At 50.5% G+C, this 13,702-nt stretch carries 15 protein-coding genes; 4 read left to right on the top strand and 11 right to left on the bottom strand.

Going from position 1 to position 13,702, the window contains the following annotated elements; translation table 11 throughout:
- Positions 1-30: 30 nt before the first annotated feature.
- The 8 genes from FN082_RS29485 to FN082_RS29450 all read right to left on the bottom strand — a co-directional run bounded on the left by FN082_RS29485 (position 31) and on the right by FN082_RS29450 (position 8,653).
- A complete protein-coding gene (locus tag FN082_RS29485; RefSeq protein WP_009486476.1) occupies positions 31-669 on the bottom strand; it encodes a hypothetical protein in 639 nt (212 codons plus the stop codon).
- The gene (locus FN082_RS29480) at positions 666-2,651 is read right to left on the bottom strand and encodes a DEAD/DEAH box helicase (RefSeq protein WP_075648441.1); all 1,986 of its coding nucleotides are present in this window, start codon (positions 2,649-2,651) and stop codon (positions 666-668) included. Before FN082_RS29480 ends, FN082_RS29485 begins: the two co-directional genes overlap by 4 nt.
- Before the next feature lie 358 nt (positions 2,652-3,009).
- Positions 3,010-3,468, bottom strand: coding sequence for a phage tail protein (locus FN082_RS29475; RefSeq protein WP_142982859.1), 459 nt, complete (start codon positions 3,466-3,468; stop codon positions 3,010-3,012).
- A gap of 14 nt (positions 3,469-3,482) precedes the next feature.
- On the bottom strand, positions 3,483-6,458 hold the full coding sequence (locus FN082_RS29470) for a phage tail tape measure protein (protein ID WP_142982858.1): 2,976 nt from the start codon (positions 6,456-6,458) through the stop codon (positions 3,483-3,485).
- Positions 6,445-6,603 carry a GpE family phage tail protein gene (locus FN082_RS29465; RefSeq protein ID WP_032440702.1) on the bottom strand — a complete coding sequence of 53 codons (159 nt, stop codon included), beginning with the start codon at positions 6,601-6,603 and terminating at the stop codon, positions 6,445-6,447. The genes FN082_RS29470 and FN082_RS29465 overlap by 14 nt, the downstream gene beginning before the upstream one ends.
- Positions 6,603-6,920, bottom strand: a complete 318-nt coding sequence (locus FN082_RS29460; protein ID WP_004131585.1) for a hypothetical protein — start codon at positions 6,918-6,920, stop codon at positions 6,603-6,605. Before FN082_RS29460 ends, FN082_RS29465 begins: the two co-directional genes overlap by 1 nt.
- A gap of 45 nt (positions 6,921-6,965) precedes the next feature.
- Positions 6,966-7,481, bottom strand: a complete 516-nt coding sequence (locus FN082_RS29455) for a phage major tail tube protein (RefSeq protein ID WP_142982857.1) — start codon at positions 7,479-7,481, stop codon at positions 6,966-6,968.
- On the bottom strand, positions 7,481-8,653 hold the full coding sequence (locus tag FN082_RS29450) for a phage tail sheath subtilisin-like domain-containing protein (protein ID WP_142982856.1): 1,173 nt from the start codon (positions 8,651-8,653) through the stop codon (positions 7,481-7,483). Before FN082_RS29450 ends, FN082_RS29455 begins: the two co-directional genes overlap by 1 nt.
- A 154-nt stretch (positions 8,654-8,807) precedes the next feature.
- On the opposite strand from FN082_RS29450, the gene FN082_RS29445 reads away from it, so the two are divergent.
- The 3 genes from FN082_RS29445 to FN082_RS29435 all read left to right on the top strand — a co-directional run bounded on the left by FN082_RS29445 (position 8,808) and on the right by FN082_RS29435 (position 10,745).
- Positions 8,808-9,947, top strand: coding sequence for a phage late control D family protein (locus FN082_RS29445; RefSeq protein ID WP_142982855.1), 1,140 nt, complete (start codon positions 8,808-8,810; stop codon positions 9,945-9,947).
- A gap of 43 nt (positions 9,948-9,990) precedes the next feature.
- The gene (locus tag FN082_RS29440; protein WP_004213128.1) at positions 9,991-10,242 is read left to right on the top strand and encodes an ogr/Delta-like zinc finger family protein; all 252 of its coding nucleotides are present in this window, start codon (positions 9,991-9,993) and stop codon (positions 10,240-10,242) included.
- Positions 10,243-10,505: 263 nt separating this feature from the next.
- Positions 10,506-10,745: a putative hemolysin gene (locus FN082_RS29435; protein ID WP_139537887.1), complete on the top strand. Its 240-nt coding sequence runs from the start codon at positions 10,506-10,508 to the stop codon at positions 10,743-10,745.
- A gap of 3 nt (positions 10,746-10,748) precedes the next feature.
- Here the strand turns inward: FN082_RS29435 and FN082_RS29430 are convergent, their stop codons facing one another.
- Positions 10,749-11,096, bottom strand: a complete 348-nt coding sequence (locus tag FN082_RS29430) for a DUF488 domain-containing protein (RefSeq protein ID WP_139537888.1) — start codon at positions 11,094-11,096, stop codon at positions 10,749-10,751.
- Positions 11,083-11,592: a DUF523 domain-containing protein gene (locus tag FN082_RS29425; protein ID WP_139538231.1), complete on the bottom strand. Its 510-nt coding sequence runs from the start codon at positions 11,590-11,592 to the stop codon at positions 11,083-11,085. The genes FN082_RS29430 and FN082_RS29425 overlap by 14 nt, the downstream gene beginning before the upstream one ends.
- Before the next feature lie 162 nt (positions 11,593-11,754).
- On the opposite strand from FN082_RS29425, the gene FN082_RS29420 reads away from it, so the two are divergent.
- Positions 11,755-12,450: a CTP synthase C-terminal region-related (seleno)protein gene (locus FN082_RS29420; protein WP_139537889.1), complete on the top strand. Its 696-nt coding sequence runs from the start codon at positions 11,755-11,757 to the stop codon at positions 12,448-12,450.
- A gap of 40 nt (positions 12,451-12,490) precedes the next feature.
- On the opposite strand, the gene FN082_RS29415 is transcribed toward FN082_RS29420, so the two are convergent.
- A complete protein-coding gene (locus FN082_RS29415; protein ID WP_139537890.1) occupies positions 12,491-13,675 on the bottom strand; it encodes a CynX/NimT family MFS transporter in 1,185 nt (394 codons plus the stop codon).
- Positions 13,676-13,702 lie beyond the last annotated feature (27 nt).

Below are 13,702 nucleotides of genomic sequence, written 5' to 3'. Positions count from 1 at the left end.
AAGATAGGCGCTCAATTGAGCGCCTATGATTTAAGCAAGATAAGGTCGATCTTTATTAACATCAAATAAGTTCAAAAAAAACGAATCTTCTATCCGAGTATTAGAGCCAATCTTCACATTTGTTGAATTATTACAGAAGAAATCGAAATGATATCTTGGATGTATTTTACCATTAACCCTTATTGGATCATCATCAAACCTAAAATATCCATGGTCTAATAATAGTAAGGCTGAAATTGCATCAGAGTAATGTATAGCTTGTTGCATGTCTCCATCAAAGTTATCACATAAATCAACAGCTATTGCCTCGTGAGAAAAGAATCCATTATCGCAAGTTGTAATAACATTCCTGCATCTAGAAATGAACTCGGCATTAACTGCTAATCCATAGGCGTCATAATTAAAGCTGATGTTTTCTTCAAACTCTATTACCTGAAAGGGAAGGTTCATTGTAAAAAAACCATCTGGTTTTCTTATAAGTATTCTTTTGTGAGTGCCAGTTGTTATTAGTAAATCAAAATCATTTGTTTTTTTATTCCATGAACTATGGCAAGTGTTCACGATTTCCGCAATCACAAGAAGGTTTTCTAAATTAGAAAACACATCTCTAACAGGGCGAAATTTATCAAAATATTCGCCGGGTATGTTATTGAATAGATATTGGCTCATTTTTTTCTATTCCTTTCATATTCTAGTCCAATCAGGCTCTTAATGTATTCTCCATCAACGTCATCATCATCTTCTGAAATCATTCTTTCAACCTTGTCAATTATTTTGGCAATTAATAAAGGTGATGCTCTCTTGTCTGAGCAATAGGCTTTTACTAGTTTAGGTATAGAAATAGACTCATCCAACACAATGAAATCTTTTTGATTTCTTATTTCTTCTTCAGAGGGTAGTCTTACATTCATGTAATTATTGTTATTTAGGAAATGTAAGCCTTCAAGAATAGTTGGCATCGATGGATTTTCTTTATCATCATTTAAAACTAGATGGCTTTCGAGAAATGACCGTGCCATCATAGTATAGAGTGCATTTCGGAAGTTTGATCTTTTAACCAGTTTCATGGCAAAACAAACTACAAAAGGGAACTCTAGACCTTTAGCGTTATTAATGTTCGAAATGAACAATTTACCATCTTGTTTGGCTTTTGTTTCATGTGAGATATTAGAATCCCAGCCAAGTTGTTGCTTAATTTTAAATTTTAGAGATTGAATGTAATCATATATATATCCACTGGAATCAAGGAATATAACAGCTATGTCGCCTTCTGCTAAGGTAGGATTGCGGTGTTTAATATCTTTTATTATTTCAATTATTTTATCTGGTCCATTATCGGTCCTCTCCATCAAATGTAGAGTTGTGCTTTTATAATCTTTTGGAATATCTTCAAAGCGCCTTAGCGGATCTCTTGACAATTCAACTCTATTGCCTATTTTGTTATATTTATAGCCACAAGAATCCCACTCAGCCTCTTTTAACCATCGTAGAACAGGCTCTTCATAAAGACCCATTCCCAAAGCATGTGAAAACATTAAATTTTTTGGATCTGTGCGATAACATTTTTTAAGAACGATATCGGCCCGATTTACATTATCATTTATTGGCATGAAAATATTTTGAAAAACATCTCCGGCAACGTACAGCTTTTTAGATGTTACCATTTCACAGAGATCAATGAAACTTTGCGGGAAGTCTTGACTTTCATCGATAAAGATATAATCAAGAGCCTTTTTATCTGAGCGTCCGCTATTATTTATATCTGCAATGGCTTTCTTGCAAAGGAAGTCAAAGTCTCCGTTTCCAAAACCACCAAATGGGATTTCATAAAAATGGCAAATGTATCTATACATTCCAGAGAGAGGATCTTTAGTCAAACCCCAAGAGTTGAAGCAAAAAAGTTTTGTGCCCCATTCAATCTGTTTTTCAACTCGCATAAAATCGAAAAATTCAGGAATCCTTGTTCTCATTGTCGATGCGAGGATTTTATTGAAACATGTAAAGGCAATTTTAGAATCCGGATTTTTAGAATAGATTTCTTTCAACTTATGTAATAATAACTCTGTTTTACCAGAGCCAGCTAATCCCTGAATTACACTTTTTTTCCCAAATCCACTTTGGAAAACAAATCTCGTTTGATCGGTGTCAAATAAGATAATTTTAGACTTAATTGTATCTAACAGGTTACTCGCTTCCAGATTTATTCTAGAGGTGTCATTAATACTTCCAACGATGAGTGAAATTATTAGGTCAATCACTCGACTTTCTTTAGTTTCAACTTCTAATTTACTGAAGTCAAGATCATCTATGGGAAGTGAAACGAATAAGCTTTGCCATGATTTTTTCCTACCAATTTTTTCTCTATATTTGAATTTCTCAGCTAAGAATGAAACATCCTCAAGAAAATCTTCCTGATATTCTTCAAATAATTCTAAATTGTTGCCAATATCTATGAAAAAAGGTTTTATGCCAGACGAAAATACAGCTATTGCCTTATCGTAATCATATATTACATCCTCATTAGATAATGGTCTGCAAAGAATGTATGTTTGTTTTTTGTGCTGCTCTGCATAATCATTGATAAGCACATCGATCCCAGAACTTTGAGCGAGTGCTAATGCATCTTGAGAGTAAAAGCAGTAGCTGGACATAAAATTTCCTTTTGAGTGATTTATATACGCATCATTGATAGGATTATAGGTATGCTGTGTTGTAAAATCATACCTTACGTATAGTGAAAAAAAAACATTAGATTCAATGCTACCTACTGAGTCCTTGAGTTTGATTCCTCTCGAAAGGACTTTCCAGGCTAACTATTTTTAACATTAGTTGCATTTATCCAACTTTTTTAGTTTTTCACCCCGCTTGGGTATGGAACTGTTGTAAGATTATGTTTGGCTTAGTGTTATACCTCTTTGCTATGGATGTATTAGGCCGAATCTTATCTAAGGCATGCATAAATGTTCTTGCTGCTGCTTAAGACGTTTGGCCATCAAGCTTCACCTGGGCTTAATTCAACGCAGTTTCAACCCCATCCTTTATGGTTGCCATCAGCTCGCTGACAGAGGAACTTTGCAGCCGCTCCCGGATATCCTCATCAACCCTCTGCAACGAAAGCGTGAACTCAATTTTTTTCGCCTTACCATAGCGATCAAACTCCTGATGCGTTTCCTGCAACCCCGTAATGACATACATCCCGTAAATTGAGCCGACGCCATCAATCAGCGGCCAGGCCAGTCCGGTGTAAGCCATTGTCGAGACCGCACCCAATGACAGGTTGCCTCCAGTGATTTCAGGATACAGTAGTCCGCCAAGCGTCAGCTGGTTCTCACCAGCGCCAACGTACTGCCATTTTGCACTACGGCCCACACGATCATTTTTAACGTGCCGCCAGTTACGAGACAGCTGCAATTGCTGATAGGGCAGCGTCCTGAGTTCAAATACAAAAAGTCCGAACACCATCATCATAGCTATAACTCCTGTTAATCATGGTCCCGGAACGAACCCCGGGCAGCGCGTAGCTGTTTGTCAATTTCTGCGCGGACCGCTTCGCCAACAAGTCGCGCCAGTTCGCGCGGATTGCTGTTCTGAATGCCATGCAGATGAACATGAATATCACCGGAAAAACTATAACCTGAAGCCGCAGCCGCCGTATGGGTGCTTTGATTTCGGCGTACCGGTTGCCATGCCTGCGTCTGTTTTATCAATGGTTCGCCAGCGGCAATAACCGGGCGAGCACTGACAGACTGGCGGACAAGCTTCGACTCCTGCCATTCACCACGTACTGCAAGGGCTGGAGGGAGATTTTTAAATACAATGTCACCCGGCCCGATACGTTTGCGCTTTTCCTCATCTAAAAGGCCTTTGGTGTTATCCGCGATTTGGCCCAGCCGCCGCTCTGTTCCAGAGTTGCCCCCGAGCACATTGGGCGGCGGGGCGCTGCCTTTGCTTGCAGGCTTTTCAGACGACCATTGCCACTCCCTTTTAACCATGCGTCCGGATTTTTCATCCCATTCCCACATAACCGGAATAGCCCTGAGTCTGGCTGCTTCCAGCCTGGCTCTTTCAATGCCATCGGGGATGAGATCGAGCTTCTCCAGTAACCAGCCAACACCTTCCATTAACTTCTGAAGCGGCCAAAGCAGTACGCTAAGTGCAGTCCCCAGGACCTCTCCAAATATCTGCCCGGCGCTGGCGCATTTGTTTAGTGCCTCGCGACTCTCCTCAACGGGCGTTAATACTTTTTTAAACCAGTTCCAGACGTTTTTGACGCCATCCCCAATGACCCCGAAAACGGGCGCCAGCCGGGAAAATGCGTTATAAACTGGCGCTAACCCCTGGATGACGCCTGTAAAAAAACCGCTAAAGAAGGCCTTAATTGGTCCCCAGTATTTCCAGATCAGTACTCCCGCAGCTACAAACGCAGCACCCACTAAACCGATTGGGCTCAACAGCATTGATAATCCGCCGCCCAGCGCCGCAATTCCGCCTTTTACAATGCTGAAGAGAGCAGGGATCCCCGTTAGTCGGATCGCCAGCCCGCCAATGCTTTTTGACAGGGCGCTGATAGCAGTCCCCGGAGAGGTAAAGGCGCCAAGTAACACGCCGCGCAGTGGTACCATCAATCTGGTTAATACGCCGAGGCGTCCGACCAGGCCGCTGAGTAAAGAGCCCCATCCACTCATTTTTACCAGTGAGCTACCGCCCGCAGCACTCAATATGCGGAACGCTGATACCGTACCTCCGATTCCACTCCCGCCGGACAGCAGCGCAAACCCCAGCCTGAGCTTTGCAAGCGGCCCCATCAGCAGACCAGCAGCTAATGACAGACCGCCAATTACTGCGGTTAATGCCAGTGCAGTACCACTGGCGAGTAACAACGTTCGTGAAAGTCTGGGGTTTTCTTCTACCCAGCTTTGAACAGTGCCAATAACCCGGCTAAGCCCCTGTGTCAGTCTGCGCAATGGGCCGTCCACTGTCTCAGCTACAGAAATGCGGAACGCCTCCCACGCGCTGTCCAGCTCCTTCAAATCGCCGCCCAGGTTGTCTTTCTTCTTGTTAGCGACGGCGAAGGCCTCCTGATTTTTATGTGCTTCAGCAATTTGTTCATAGAGTGACAGGAGGTAGCCATCCCCTGCGCCGTTGACCAAGGACTGGAGGCTTGTAAAACCCTCTTCTCCGGCGATATCTTTGAAAAATGAAACCTGATCCACCTCGCCAAAGCGGGAAACGCGTTTTTGTAGATCGAGAAGAATATCGAACGGACGTCGCATTTTTCCGCTCGCGTCGGCAGTTTCCACTCCCAGCTCTCTGAGTGCCTTTTTGGCTGCCGTAGTAGGGGAGGCCAGGCGGGAGAGTGAGCGACGCATTGCCGTACCGGCCTCGCCACCGCGAATACCCACGCGCGCCAGCGTGCCGGTCATGGCTGCGGCTTCTTCCAGGCTAATCCCAAGCCCCGCCGCTACCGGCCCGACAACTTTCATTGTCTCGCCGAGGCTGCTAAGCGTGGTGTTGGTACGGGTAAATGTACCTGTCAGCACATCGCTAACGCGGTCCATTTCTCCGGCATCAAGGGAAAACTGAGAAAGAATATTTGAGCCGATGTCTGCCGTTTCACCCAAGTCCATACTGCCTGCCAGCGCCATATTGAGCACGCCAGGTAGTGCGGCACGGATAGCTTCTGGCGTGAAGCCAGCCATTGCCAGAAAGGCCTGGCCGCTGGCGGCGTCACGTGTGGTGAAGGCGGTTTCAGCACCGAGTTTTTTTGCCTGAGTACGCAAGGCTGCCAGCTGCGAATCGCTTTTATCGAGCCGCGTCAACGCCTGGACGTTTGACATTTCCTCATCAAAACCAACCGCAGGCGACAGGAAGCGTCCGGCGCCATACCCGGTAGCGGTTGCTGTACCTAATGCTATGGCACCGCCAGAGCGCAACTTCCCGGCCATCTGCTGTGCACCCTCGTAACGTTTACGAGCTTGAGTGACCGCAGCAAGTTGCCGTTTTTCCCGTTCAAGGGATTGGTTGTATTGTTCTGTGCGGCGTATCGCGTTACCGATGGTGGCGCTACTACCGGAAAGCATGACGCCATGCTGGCGCAGGGCTGATGCACTCTCACGGAGGCGGGCCACTTCCGTCACGCGTTTTGCGGTCAACCGATCAAGCCGCTCACCCAGTCGTGACATCAGTATTTGCTGTTTTTCCGTCAGCGTTCCGTTTTTACGTTGCGCTTCTGACAAACCATCAAAGCGGGCGCGGGCACGTGAGATGGAACGATCGGTTTTGCCGACGGCCGCGGTCATTCGCTGAAAAGTGGCACTGCTCTTATCGAGCCCTTTCAGGGTGGATTGTGTTTTTCTGAGGGAGTCGGAAAGGCCGCCCGCACTCTGGCGGGCAGCATTAACGGGGCGGGTAAATCTGTCGATAGCGCTGAAAGCAACACGTATATCAAGACTCTTCATCACTGGCACCACTTCGAAGCGCCGCCCGCTTGCGCCAGGCTATCACCTCGCCAAGATCCATGCCGAAAACTTCAGAGGGCGGCCAGTTAAAAATAACGGCAATATCAGCAACCAGATCATCGATCTGGTCAAACGCGACGGTGATTACTCGCTCTCCGTCTCCGCCACGTTCGACGCTCCAGGCTCCGGCGGATTCAAGAAAGGGACCAGAAGCTCTGCCAGCCCGATAAAGTCCAGAGTGTGCATTTCGTTGATTTCTTTTTGTGTCAGCGCAGGCGCGGTGACTCGCGTCAACAGCGTGGCAATTGAGTCTGCATCCATATTGGCAACGCGGATAAGATTCAGGCCGCGCAACGATCCGGCCTGACTGATAGCGCCGGTGATTTCCACCTGACCGATCTCACTGTCTTTACGAACTACCGGCTGCATCAGCGTGAACAGGTTTTTAGTTTTTTTAGCCATGTTTAAAATCTCCGGGCGGCATCTTTGCCACCCTCTGAAAGGTTATCAATTGCCCATGCCAAGGGCAGAGGTGATGCGGTCCGGGAACATGTTCTGACCGTTCTTTTTGTAGATGAAATTCAGCAGATCGATTTCGATAATGGGATGATCATCTATGGAGAATTTGTAGTAGGTGGATTTAAAGGTGTAGCTTTCCTCGGTGTCTTCTCCCTGTTTTGAATCTCCACCGTCAAGTTCAGTAAATCGCCCGCGCAGCTCCACCTCGACAAGCTGGCTTTCGCCATCAGTGAAATATTCACCCGCAAAGCGCAGCCGCGTGCCGTCAATTTCTGCTCCGTATTCGAGAAACAGAGCCTTAATGACGCCGCCAAAAACAATGGTGGAATCCAGCGCGCCGGCCTCAAGGCCGAGATCAACCCCGACCGCACCCAGCATGCCACCGCCCTGATAGTCCTCTACCTTTCGTGACAGTTTGGGGCGAGTGAAAGAGGTCACTTTTCCCAGATAGTTGTCGCCGTTAACAAAGCAGCTAAAAAGCCGCAGTTTGTGAGGAATAGCCATTATTCACCCCCGAGCGACGCGAACGCCGGTTCGTAAAAATCATCAGTAAAGGTCTGGTATAGCGTCAGATCTTCAAGCGGTGGGACCGGGCTGTAGCTATAGCGCACAATCAGTTTTCCCTGGCGCAAATCCGTGGTGCCGTTGTCCTGCGTGTCATACCAGCAGTCAGCGCCGATAAGCTGGCCGGCAGTGACTTTTTTGCTGAGAGCAGAGCGGATGCCGCTTACCACATCTTTCACGTTGGCCGGAGTTAGCGGGCTGTCAACAGAGGTAAATTGCGCCTCCGCAATACTGTCCGCCAGGATCTGCGCGGTACGGGTGAAAACCTCGAAAGTGTAGGTTTCGGTGTCCGTGGTGCGGTTACCCCAGAAGCGGAAACCGTCACGCTTGATAAGCGTTGTGATTTCGTTGTTGTTCAGCTCGTTGGCGTCGCTGTCTTCTGCCTGCAATGCCCAGAACACATCTTTCGAAATACCCAGAACGTTATTCACTACAACGTTGGACAGTGATTTGTGCCAGCCCTGGCTGTTATCAATAGCGGCGCGCAGGCCGCAGGCGTATGCCGGGGCAGGAAACGTTTCGTTATCATCCGTCAGGGGGTTGTAAGCGATGAAGTCCGGCCAGATCAGCATCAGCTCGCGGTAAGCGAAGGTTTTGCGATAAGCAATAGCCTCCGCCATGGTCGCGCAGCCGTTACAACCGGCATAAACAAAAGCCCGAAGATTCTGGGCAATCACGCAAAGCTGTGACGTTACCTCCTCGGTGTCGTAGTCCGGTACCGCCAGGATGCGCGGACGATAGCCGGTTTTGGCTTCCGCCGTCAGCAGGGCATACATTCCCGTATAGCTGTCGCCATCTGTTCCGCCAATAACGGCCTGGGACTGGCTGGCGCCGTTACCGGAAGCCTCTTTCACTCGGACAATCACAACGCGCGGGCTGCACTGATCGGAAATGGCTTTGAGGGTTTTGTAAAGTGACCCGGTTTTACCTGCCTTACCGAGGACGTTACGCACCCGTGTCAGCAGTACCGGCGTATTGAGCGGGAAGGTTTCCGGATCGGCGTCATCAGCAACCGCAATAATACCGATTACGCTGGAATCAATGTCATTGATTGCCTGCTGTAGGTCGGTATTTTCGCGAGAGCGGACGCCGTGAAAACGAGTTTCAGACATAAGTTCACCATCATGTTGCTCTTTGAGTTCAGGGCAATATTCAACGTTAAGTCTGCTGGCGTCGCCTGGTTGCCGGTCTGCCAGTTCGCTGACAACAAAAAGGGATTCAGCCCCGCGCGCGGGCATGGAATCATCAGCAAAAAACGGGGGAGTTATGTCGATAGCAGACACGCTGACAACAGCAGCCGAAGCGTATGTAGATAAATTAAGTGAGGTCGTAAAGACACCGGATTTTAGCATCACGCTGGGTGGGGTTGCCCTGACCGAACTGGCCGACCGCATCACCTCGCTATCTGTTACAGATAACAACGGTTTTGATGCTGACCAGCTAACCCTGTCAGTAGATGACTCTGACGGGGTAACAGATTTACCCCCACGTGGTGCGGAGCTGGCGGTGTCCATCGGCTGGCTGGGTGAGGCGTTGATCTACAAAGGTCTCTACACCGTTGACGAGGTGGGGCATAGCGGGCCGCCGGATGTTATCGACATCACCGCGCACAGCGCTGATTTTCGCGAAGAGATGAACGTCAGGCGGGAGGTGTCCTGGCATGATGTGACGGTAGAGCGGGTGGTATCGGCCATAGCCCGGCGCTATGACCTGAAGCCGATGATTAGCGAGGCCCTGATCGACATTGAGATCGACCATGCGGATCAGACCGAAGAGAGTGACATGTCATTTTTAACGCGCATGGCGGAGATGTTGGGGGCCATTGCCACCGTGAAAAATGGCTGTCTGCTGTTTATCCTGCCTGGGGGCGGTGTCAGTGCATCTGGTAGGGCGCTGCCATCGGCTGAGATAACCCGTGCCAGTGGAGATCGCCACAGGTTCCGCATTGCCGATCGCGATGCTTACACCGGCGTGCGGGCGTACTGGCTGGATCTTAATTTCGGTAAGAAAAAACCGGTCAAGGTCACTAAGCGCAAAACAAATACTGCCAGAAGAAAGGCTGAGGAGAAAAGCAGCCGCCCGGAAGGGGATTACATGGAGGGCGCTGAAGGTAACGTGTATGTTTTGCGTAAAACCTATCAGAACGAAACGGCGGCCAGGCGCGCAGCTGCGGCAAAATGGATACAGCTCCAGAAAGGCGCAGCACAGTTTTCGATAACCCTGGCGCGCGGCCGCGCCGATTTATATCCGGGTATGCATCTGAACGTGTCGGGCTTTAAGCCTGAAATCGATACTCAGGATTGGATCATTGCCAGAGCGGAACATGTGATCGGTGATAGCGGATTTACCACGAAAATGGAGCTTGAGGCGAAAATAAGCGACTGGATTGCAGAAACTGAACAGTAGCGGCCATAATAGGCGTGAGTTCAACTCCCTATGGGAGATCATCATGTTTGTTTGTCCCTACTGCGGCGCAAACGCCCGCACTCGCACCAGCCGCCGGTTAAGCGAGTTTACCATCCGGCAATACCATCAATGCCAGAATCTTGAATGCAGCGAGTCATTCACGACACTTAACACCGTAGAGCGCAGAGTAACGAAGCGCTCAACCAGCGCAGATCCTTTGCCGCCAGGATTTATCCCCGGCGATGCTTTCCCGGCTTCTCATTACGGGAACAGTCAACTTAGTCTTGCAGTATAAAAATAGCCCCCTGGAAAGGGGGCTATTCTTGTCAATGTGGTCGATATGTGGACATTTTTGAAATAAATCCTTTTATTTCAATTTATTAAATCCCAAAAAAAAGCCCCGTCGGGGGCGACGGGGAAAACTCATTGATTATGGAATGATCTGTTCTCTGGTCAGTTCGAGAACAGGGGCTACTCTACGATGCAAAAGTGCAGCTAAAATGGAGAAACCGTGGAGATTCAGGGCGAAAGAGCGATTTGATCAACTAAGGAGTAGAAATGAAGTGGATGACTATCATGCTGCCTCTGGCGCTAGCCGGATGCGTGCAGACTCAACCAACACAACCTGCGCATCCTGTGGGGATGGCTAACCCGGCTTCGGTTTATTGCGAACAGTTGGGAGGCACGCAGGTTCCCATCCAAAGCCCGCAGGGCGTCCGTACTGACTGCAAACTGCCCGGTGGCGAAACGATAGACGAATGGGAGCTCTGGCGACGCGATCATCCGGCTAAATCGTAGCGCTTATTCCAGCGCTTCCAGCCAGGCGGCAAGCACCTGAGCATGGTTTTGCCGGGTGTTTTTCGCCCCATAGAGCAGCGTCAGCGGCTGCTGACGGGCCAGGGCCGCGAGGCGCGCACCTTCATCGCGGTGGGCATCCAGCTCCTGACGATAGAGCTGGCTAAAGTGGGCAAAATCGATAGTCTCGCTATGAAACGCTTTACGTAAATCGGTGGACGGCGTCAGCGTTTTACACCACTCATCGTAGTTCAGCGCCTCTTTTTTGATCCCGCGCGGCCACAGACGGTCTACCAGAACGCGATAGCCGTCGCTCTCTTCTTGTGGATCATAAACGCGTTTACATTGAATCATCGTCATACTCCCTTTGTTCCATCCAGACCAGCAGTTGCGAAAGCTGTTGATCGGAAAATACCGTTATTCCGTGCTCGCGAAGCAGGGCTGCTGCAACGCCAGCCCCAGCTTTGCGCTGCCCGTTAAAGGTTCCATCATAGATAAACTGGCTACCGCAGGTTGGGCTACCATCGGTGAGCAGCGCTGCGGTACAACCTTCTTCCTGCGCAGCTTTTAGCGCCAGCCACGCGGCTAACTGATAGTGCGCGGTGACGTCCTGGCCGTCACTCTCGACGATTTGCGCACGATTTTTCATGACGTCGGCTCCCTGCGCGTTGAGGATCTCCGCCGGTAGCCTGGGAATGGGTAATCCGGCGGCCAGTTCTGGACAGTGGATGACCAGCCGCCCCTCACGCTGCCAGCGCGCCAGGGCATCAGCCAGCTGCGCTTTGTTACTGCCGTTATAGCGAACCTGAAAGCCCATCAGGCAGGCGCTAACCAGAATCTTGTCCTTCATCATGCATCCATCGCCATTCATCTGTCCTATACCATAGCGCCAGTCGAAGCAAATTGCCCGTCTTCAGGCGCAGAGAAAATAAGGATTGTGTTCCATCGCTGAGATCGCTAACCTGAGGCTCCTTGTGTTGCCTGATAATCGCTCTGACATAAGGATCCTGCTATGAACTCCTCCCCCTTGCGTATTGCCCTGGTTGGTGACTACAACCCTGATGTAATTGCCCATAAAGCGATTCCGCTGGCGATTGATGATGCCGCTGCCGTACTGGAGCTTCCGTTGCGCTACGACTGGCTGGCAACCCGCGAGATACGCTCCGCCGACGATCTGGCCGACTACGATGCTATCTGGGTCGTTCCCGCCAGTCCTTATCAAAATGCCGAAGGCGCGTTTATCGCCATTCGCCACGCGCGTGAAAACAGCATTCCGTTCCTTGGCACCTGTGGTGGGTTCCAGCACGCGATTATTGAATACGCACGTAACGTCATGGGCTGGCAGGATGCTGCGCATGCCGAAACCGATACTGAAGGCCGGATGGTGATTGCGCCGCTAAGCTGCTCGCTGGTGGAAAAGACTGATGGCATTGAACTGCGTGCCAATACCCTGATCGCTCGCGCCTATGGGCGTGACAACATTGAAGAGGGTTACCACTGCAACTATGGGATTGCTGAAGATTTTGCCCGCGAACTGGAGCAGGGCGATCTGCGGGTGACCGGCTGGGATGATGATGGCGAGATTCGGGCGGTGGAGCTGATAACGCATCCGTTCTTTGTCGCCACGCTATTCCAGCACGAGCGCAATGCGCTGGAAGGGCGGCCTGCACCGCTGGTTCATGCGTTTTTACGCGCCGCAAGCCAGTAATTAAGCGCCCGGCAGTGAAGGTTGCCGGGCGTTGATAGGGTTAGCTGTTGATCTCCCGATCGCGACCGGCCAGCGCGCCACACACTGCCATGGCAATAGAAATCAGCGCTACGGCGATCAGCGGAATATGCCAGTCGCCGTTGGCATCATGAATTTTCCCCATCACTGGCGGTCCGCAGGCAGCCAGCAGATAACCCACTGCTTGCGCCATTCCCGACAGCGCGGCGGCCTGGTGTGCTGAACTGGCCCGCAGGCCGATAAAGGTCAGCCCCAGAATCATGGTTGCGCCGGATCCGAAGCCGAAGATAAGCGTCCACAGCACCGCCTGACCAGGTAAAAACCATAATCCGAGCGCGCTGACGGCACACATCAGGGCGACCAGAACGGCAATACCACGCTGATCTTTCAGCCGATGAAGTATTAACGGGATAGCCAGCCCCGGCGCGGCGGTTGCCAGTTGAAGCAGCCCGTGCAGGGAGCCCGCCTGCGCTTCGCTGTAGCCAATGCTTTGCAAAATAGCGGGCAGCCAGCCGATGATAACGTAATAGACCAGCGAGTTAATCCCGAGAAACAGCGTCACCTGCCAGGCCAGTGCCGAGCGCCAGATCCCGCGGTTATGGATCGCGCCTGAACCCGTCAGCGGCGCGGTGGCCTGTCGGCGCGACTGCGGCAGCCAGACAAACAGCGCCAGTAACGGAAAAACCATTAACATCAGCAGCGCACCGCGCCAGCCCAATCCGGCAAGCGCCAGCGGAACCACCATGGCCGAACCCAGCGCCGCTGCACCGCCCATTGTCAGAGAGTAAGCGCCGGTCATTTTGGCAACATGCTGCGAGAAATCGCGCTTGATTAACCCCGGCAGCAGAACGTTTCCCAGGGCAATACCGCAGCCGATAATTGCGGTGCCTATAAACAGTAGCGCGACGGAGGGCAGGGAACGCAGACCAATACCCAGGCAAATCAGGAGCATGGCCAGAAGCAGGCTGCGTTCAATGCCGAAGCGACGCGCGATGCCCGCAGCCAGCGGTGAAACCAAGCCAAAGGCCAGCAGCGGCAGGGTGGTTAGCAGACCGGTTTGCGCGGTAGTGAGACCATATTCGCTGCGAATGGCGTCAAGCAGCGGCGCGGCGCCGGTAAAGGCCACGCGTAAAGTGGTGGCTATCAGCAGAATACCGGCAATCAATAACAGATTGCGTTGACCGGCAGAAGGTGAAACAGAATTCATGGCTATCTCAAACAAGAATACGAGGCG

Origin of the sequence: Klebsiella spallanzanii, assembly GCF_902158555.1 — a bacterium.
Taxonomy (GTDB): domain Bacteria; phylum Pseudomonadota; class Gammaproteobacteria; order Enterobacterales; family Enterobacteriaceae; genus Klebsiella; species Klebsiella spallanzanii.
This window is presented reverse-complemented; position numbering and strand designations above follow the sequence as displayed.

Coding starts and splice junctions, on each gene's coding strand:
- FN082_RS29485 (WP_009486476.1), bottom strand. CDS start 669: ATGAGCCAATATCTATTCAATAACATACCCGGCGAATATTTTGATAAA.
- FN082_RS29480 (WP_075648441.1), bottom strand. CDS start 2,651: ATGTCCAGCTACTGCTTTTACTCTCAAGATGCATTAGCACTCGCTCAA.
- FN082_RS29475 (WP_142982859.1), bottom strand. CDS start 3,468: ATGATGATGGTGTTCGGACTTTTTGTATTTGAACTCAGGACGCTGCCC.
- FN082_RS29470 (WP_142982858.1), bottom strand. CDS start 6,458: ATGAAGAGTCTTGATATACGTGTTGCTTTCAGCGCTATCGACAGATTT.
- FN082_RS29460 (WP_004131585.1), bottom strand. CDS start 6,920: ATGGCTAAAAAAACTAAAAACCTGTTCACGCTGATGCAGCCGGTAGTT.
- FN082_RS29455 (WP_142982857.1), bottom strand. CDS start 7,481: ATGGCTATTCCTCACAAACTGCGGCTTTTTAGCTGCTTTGTTAACGGC.
- FN082_RS29450 (WP_142982856.1), bottom strand. CDS start 8,653: ATGTCTGAAACTCGTTTTCACGGCGTCCGCTCTCGCGAAAATACCGAC.
- FN082_RS29445 (WP_142982855.1), top strand. CDS start 8,808: ATGTCGATAGCAGACACGCTGACAACAGCAGCCGAAGCGTATGTAGAT.
- FN082_RS29440 (WP_004213128.1), top strand. CDS start 9,991: ATGTTTGTTTGTCCCTACTGCGGCGCAAACGCCCGCACTCGCACCAGC.
- FN082_RS29435 (WP_139537887.1), top strand. CDS start 10,506: ATGAAGTGGATGACTATCATGCTGCCTCTGGCGCTAGCCGGATGCGTG.
- FN082_RS29430 (WP_139537888.1), bottom strand. CDS start 11,096: ATGATTCAATGTAAACGCGTTTATGATCCACAAGAAGAGAGCGACGGC.
- FN082_RS29425 (WP_139538231.1), bottom strand. CDS start 11,592: ATGAAGGACAAGATTCTGGTTAGCGCCTGCCTGATGGGCTTTCAGGTT.
- FN082_RS29420 (WP_139537889.1), top strand. CDS start 11,755: ATGAACTCCTCCCCCTTGCGTATTGCCCTGGTTGGTGACTACAACCCT.
- FN082_RS29415 (WP_139537890.1), bottom strand. CDS start 13,675: ATGAATTCTGTTTCACCTTCTGCCGGTCAACGCAATCTGTTATTGATT.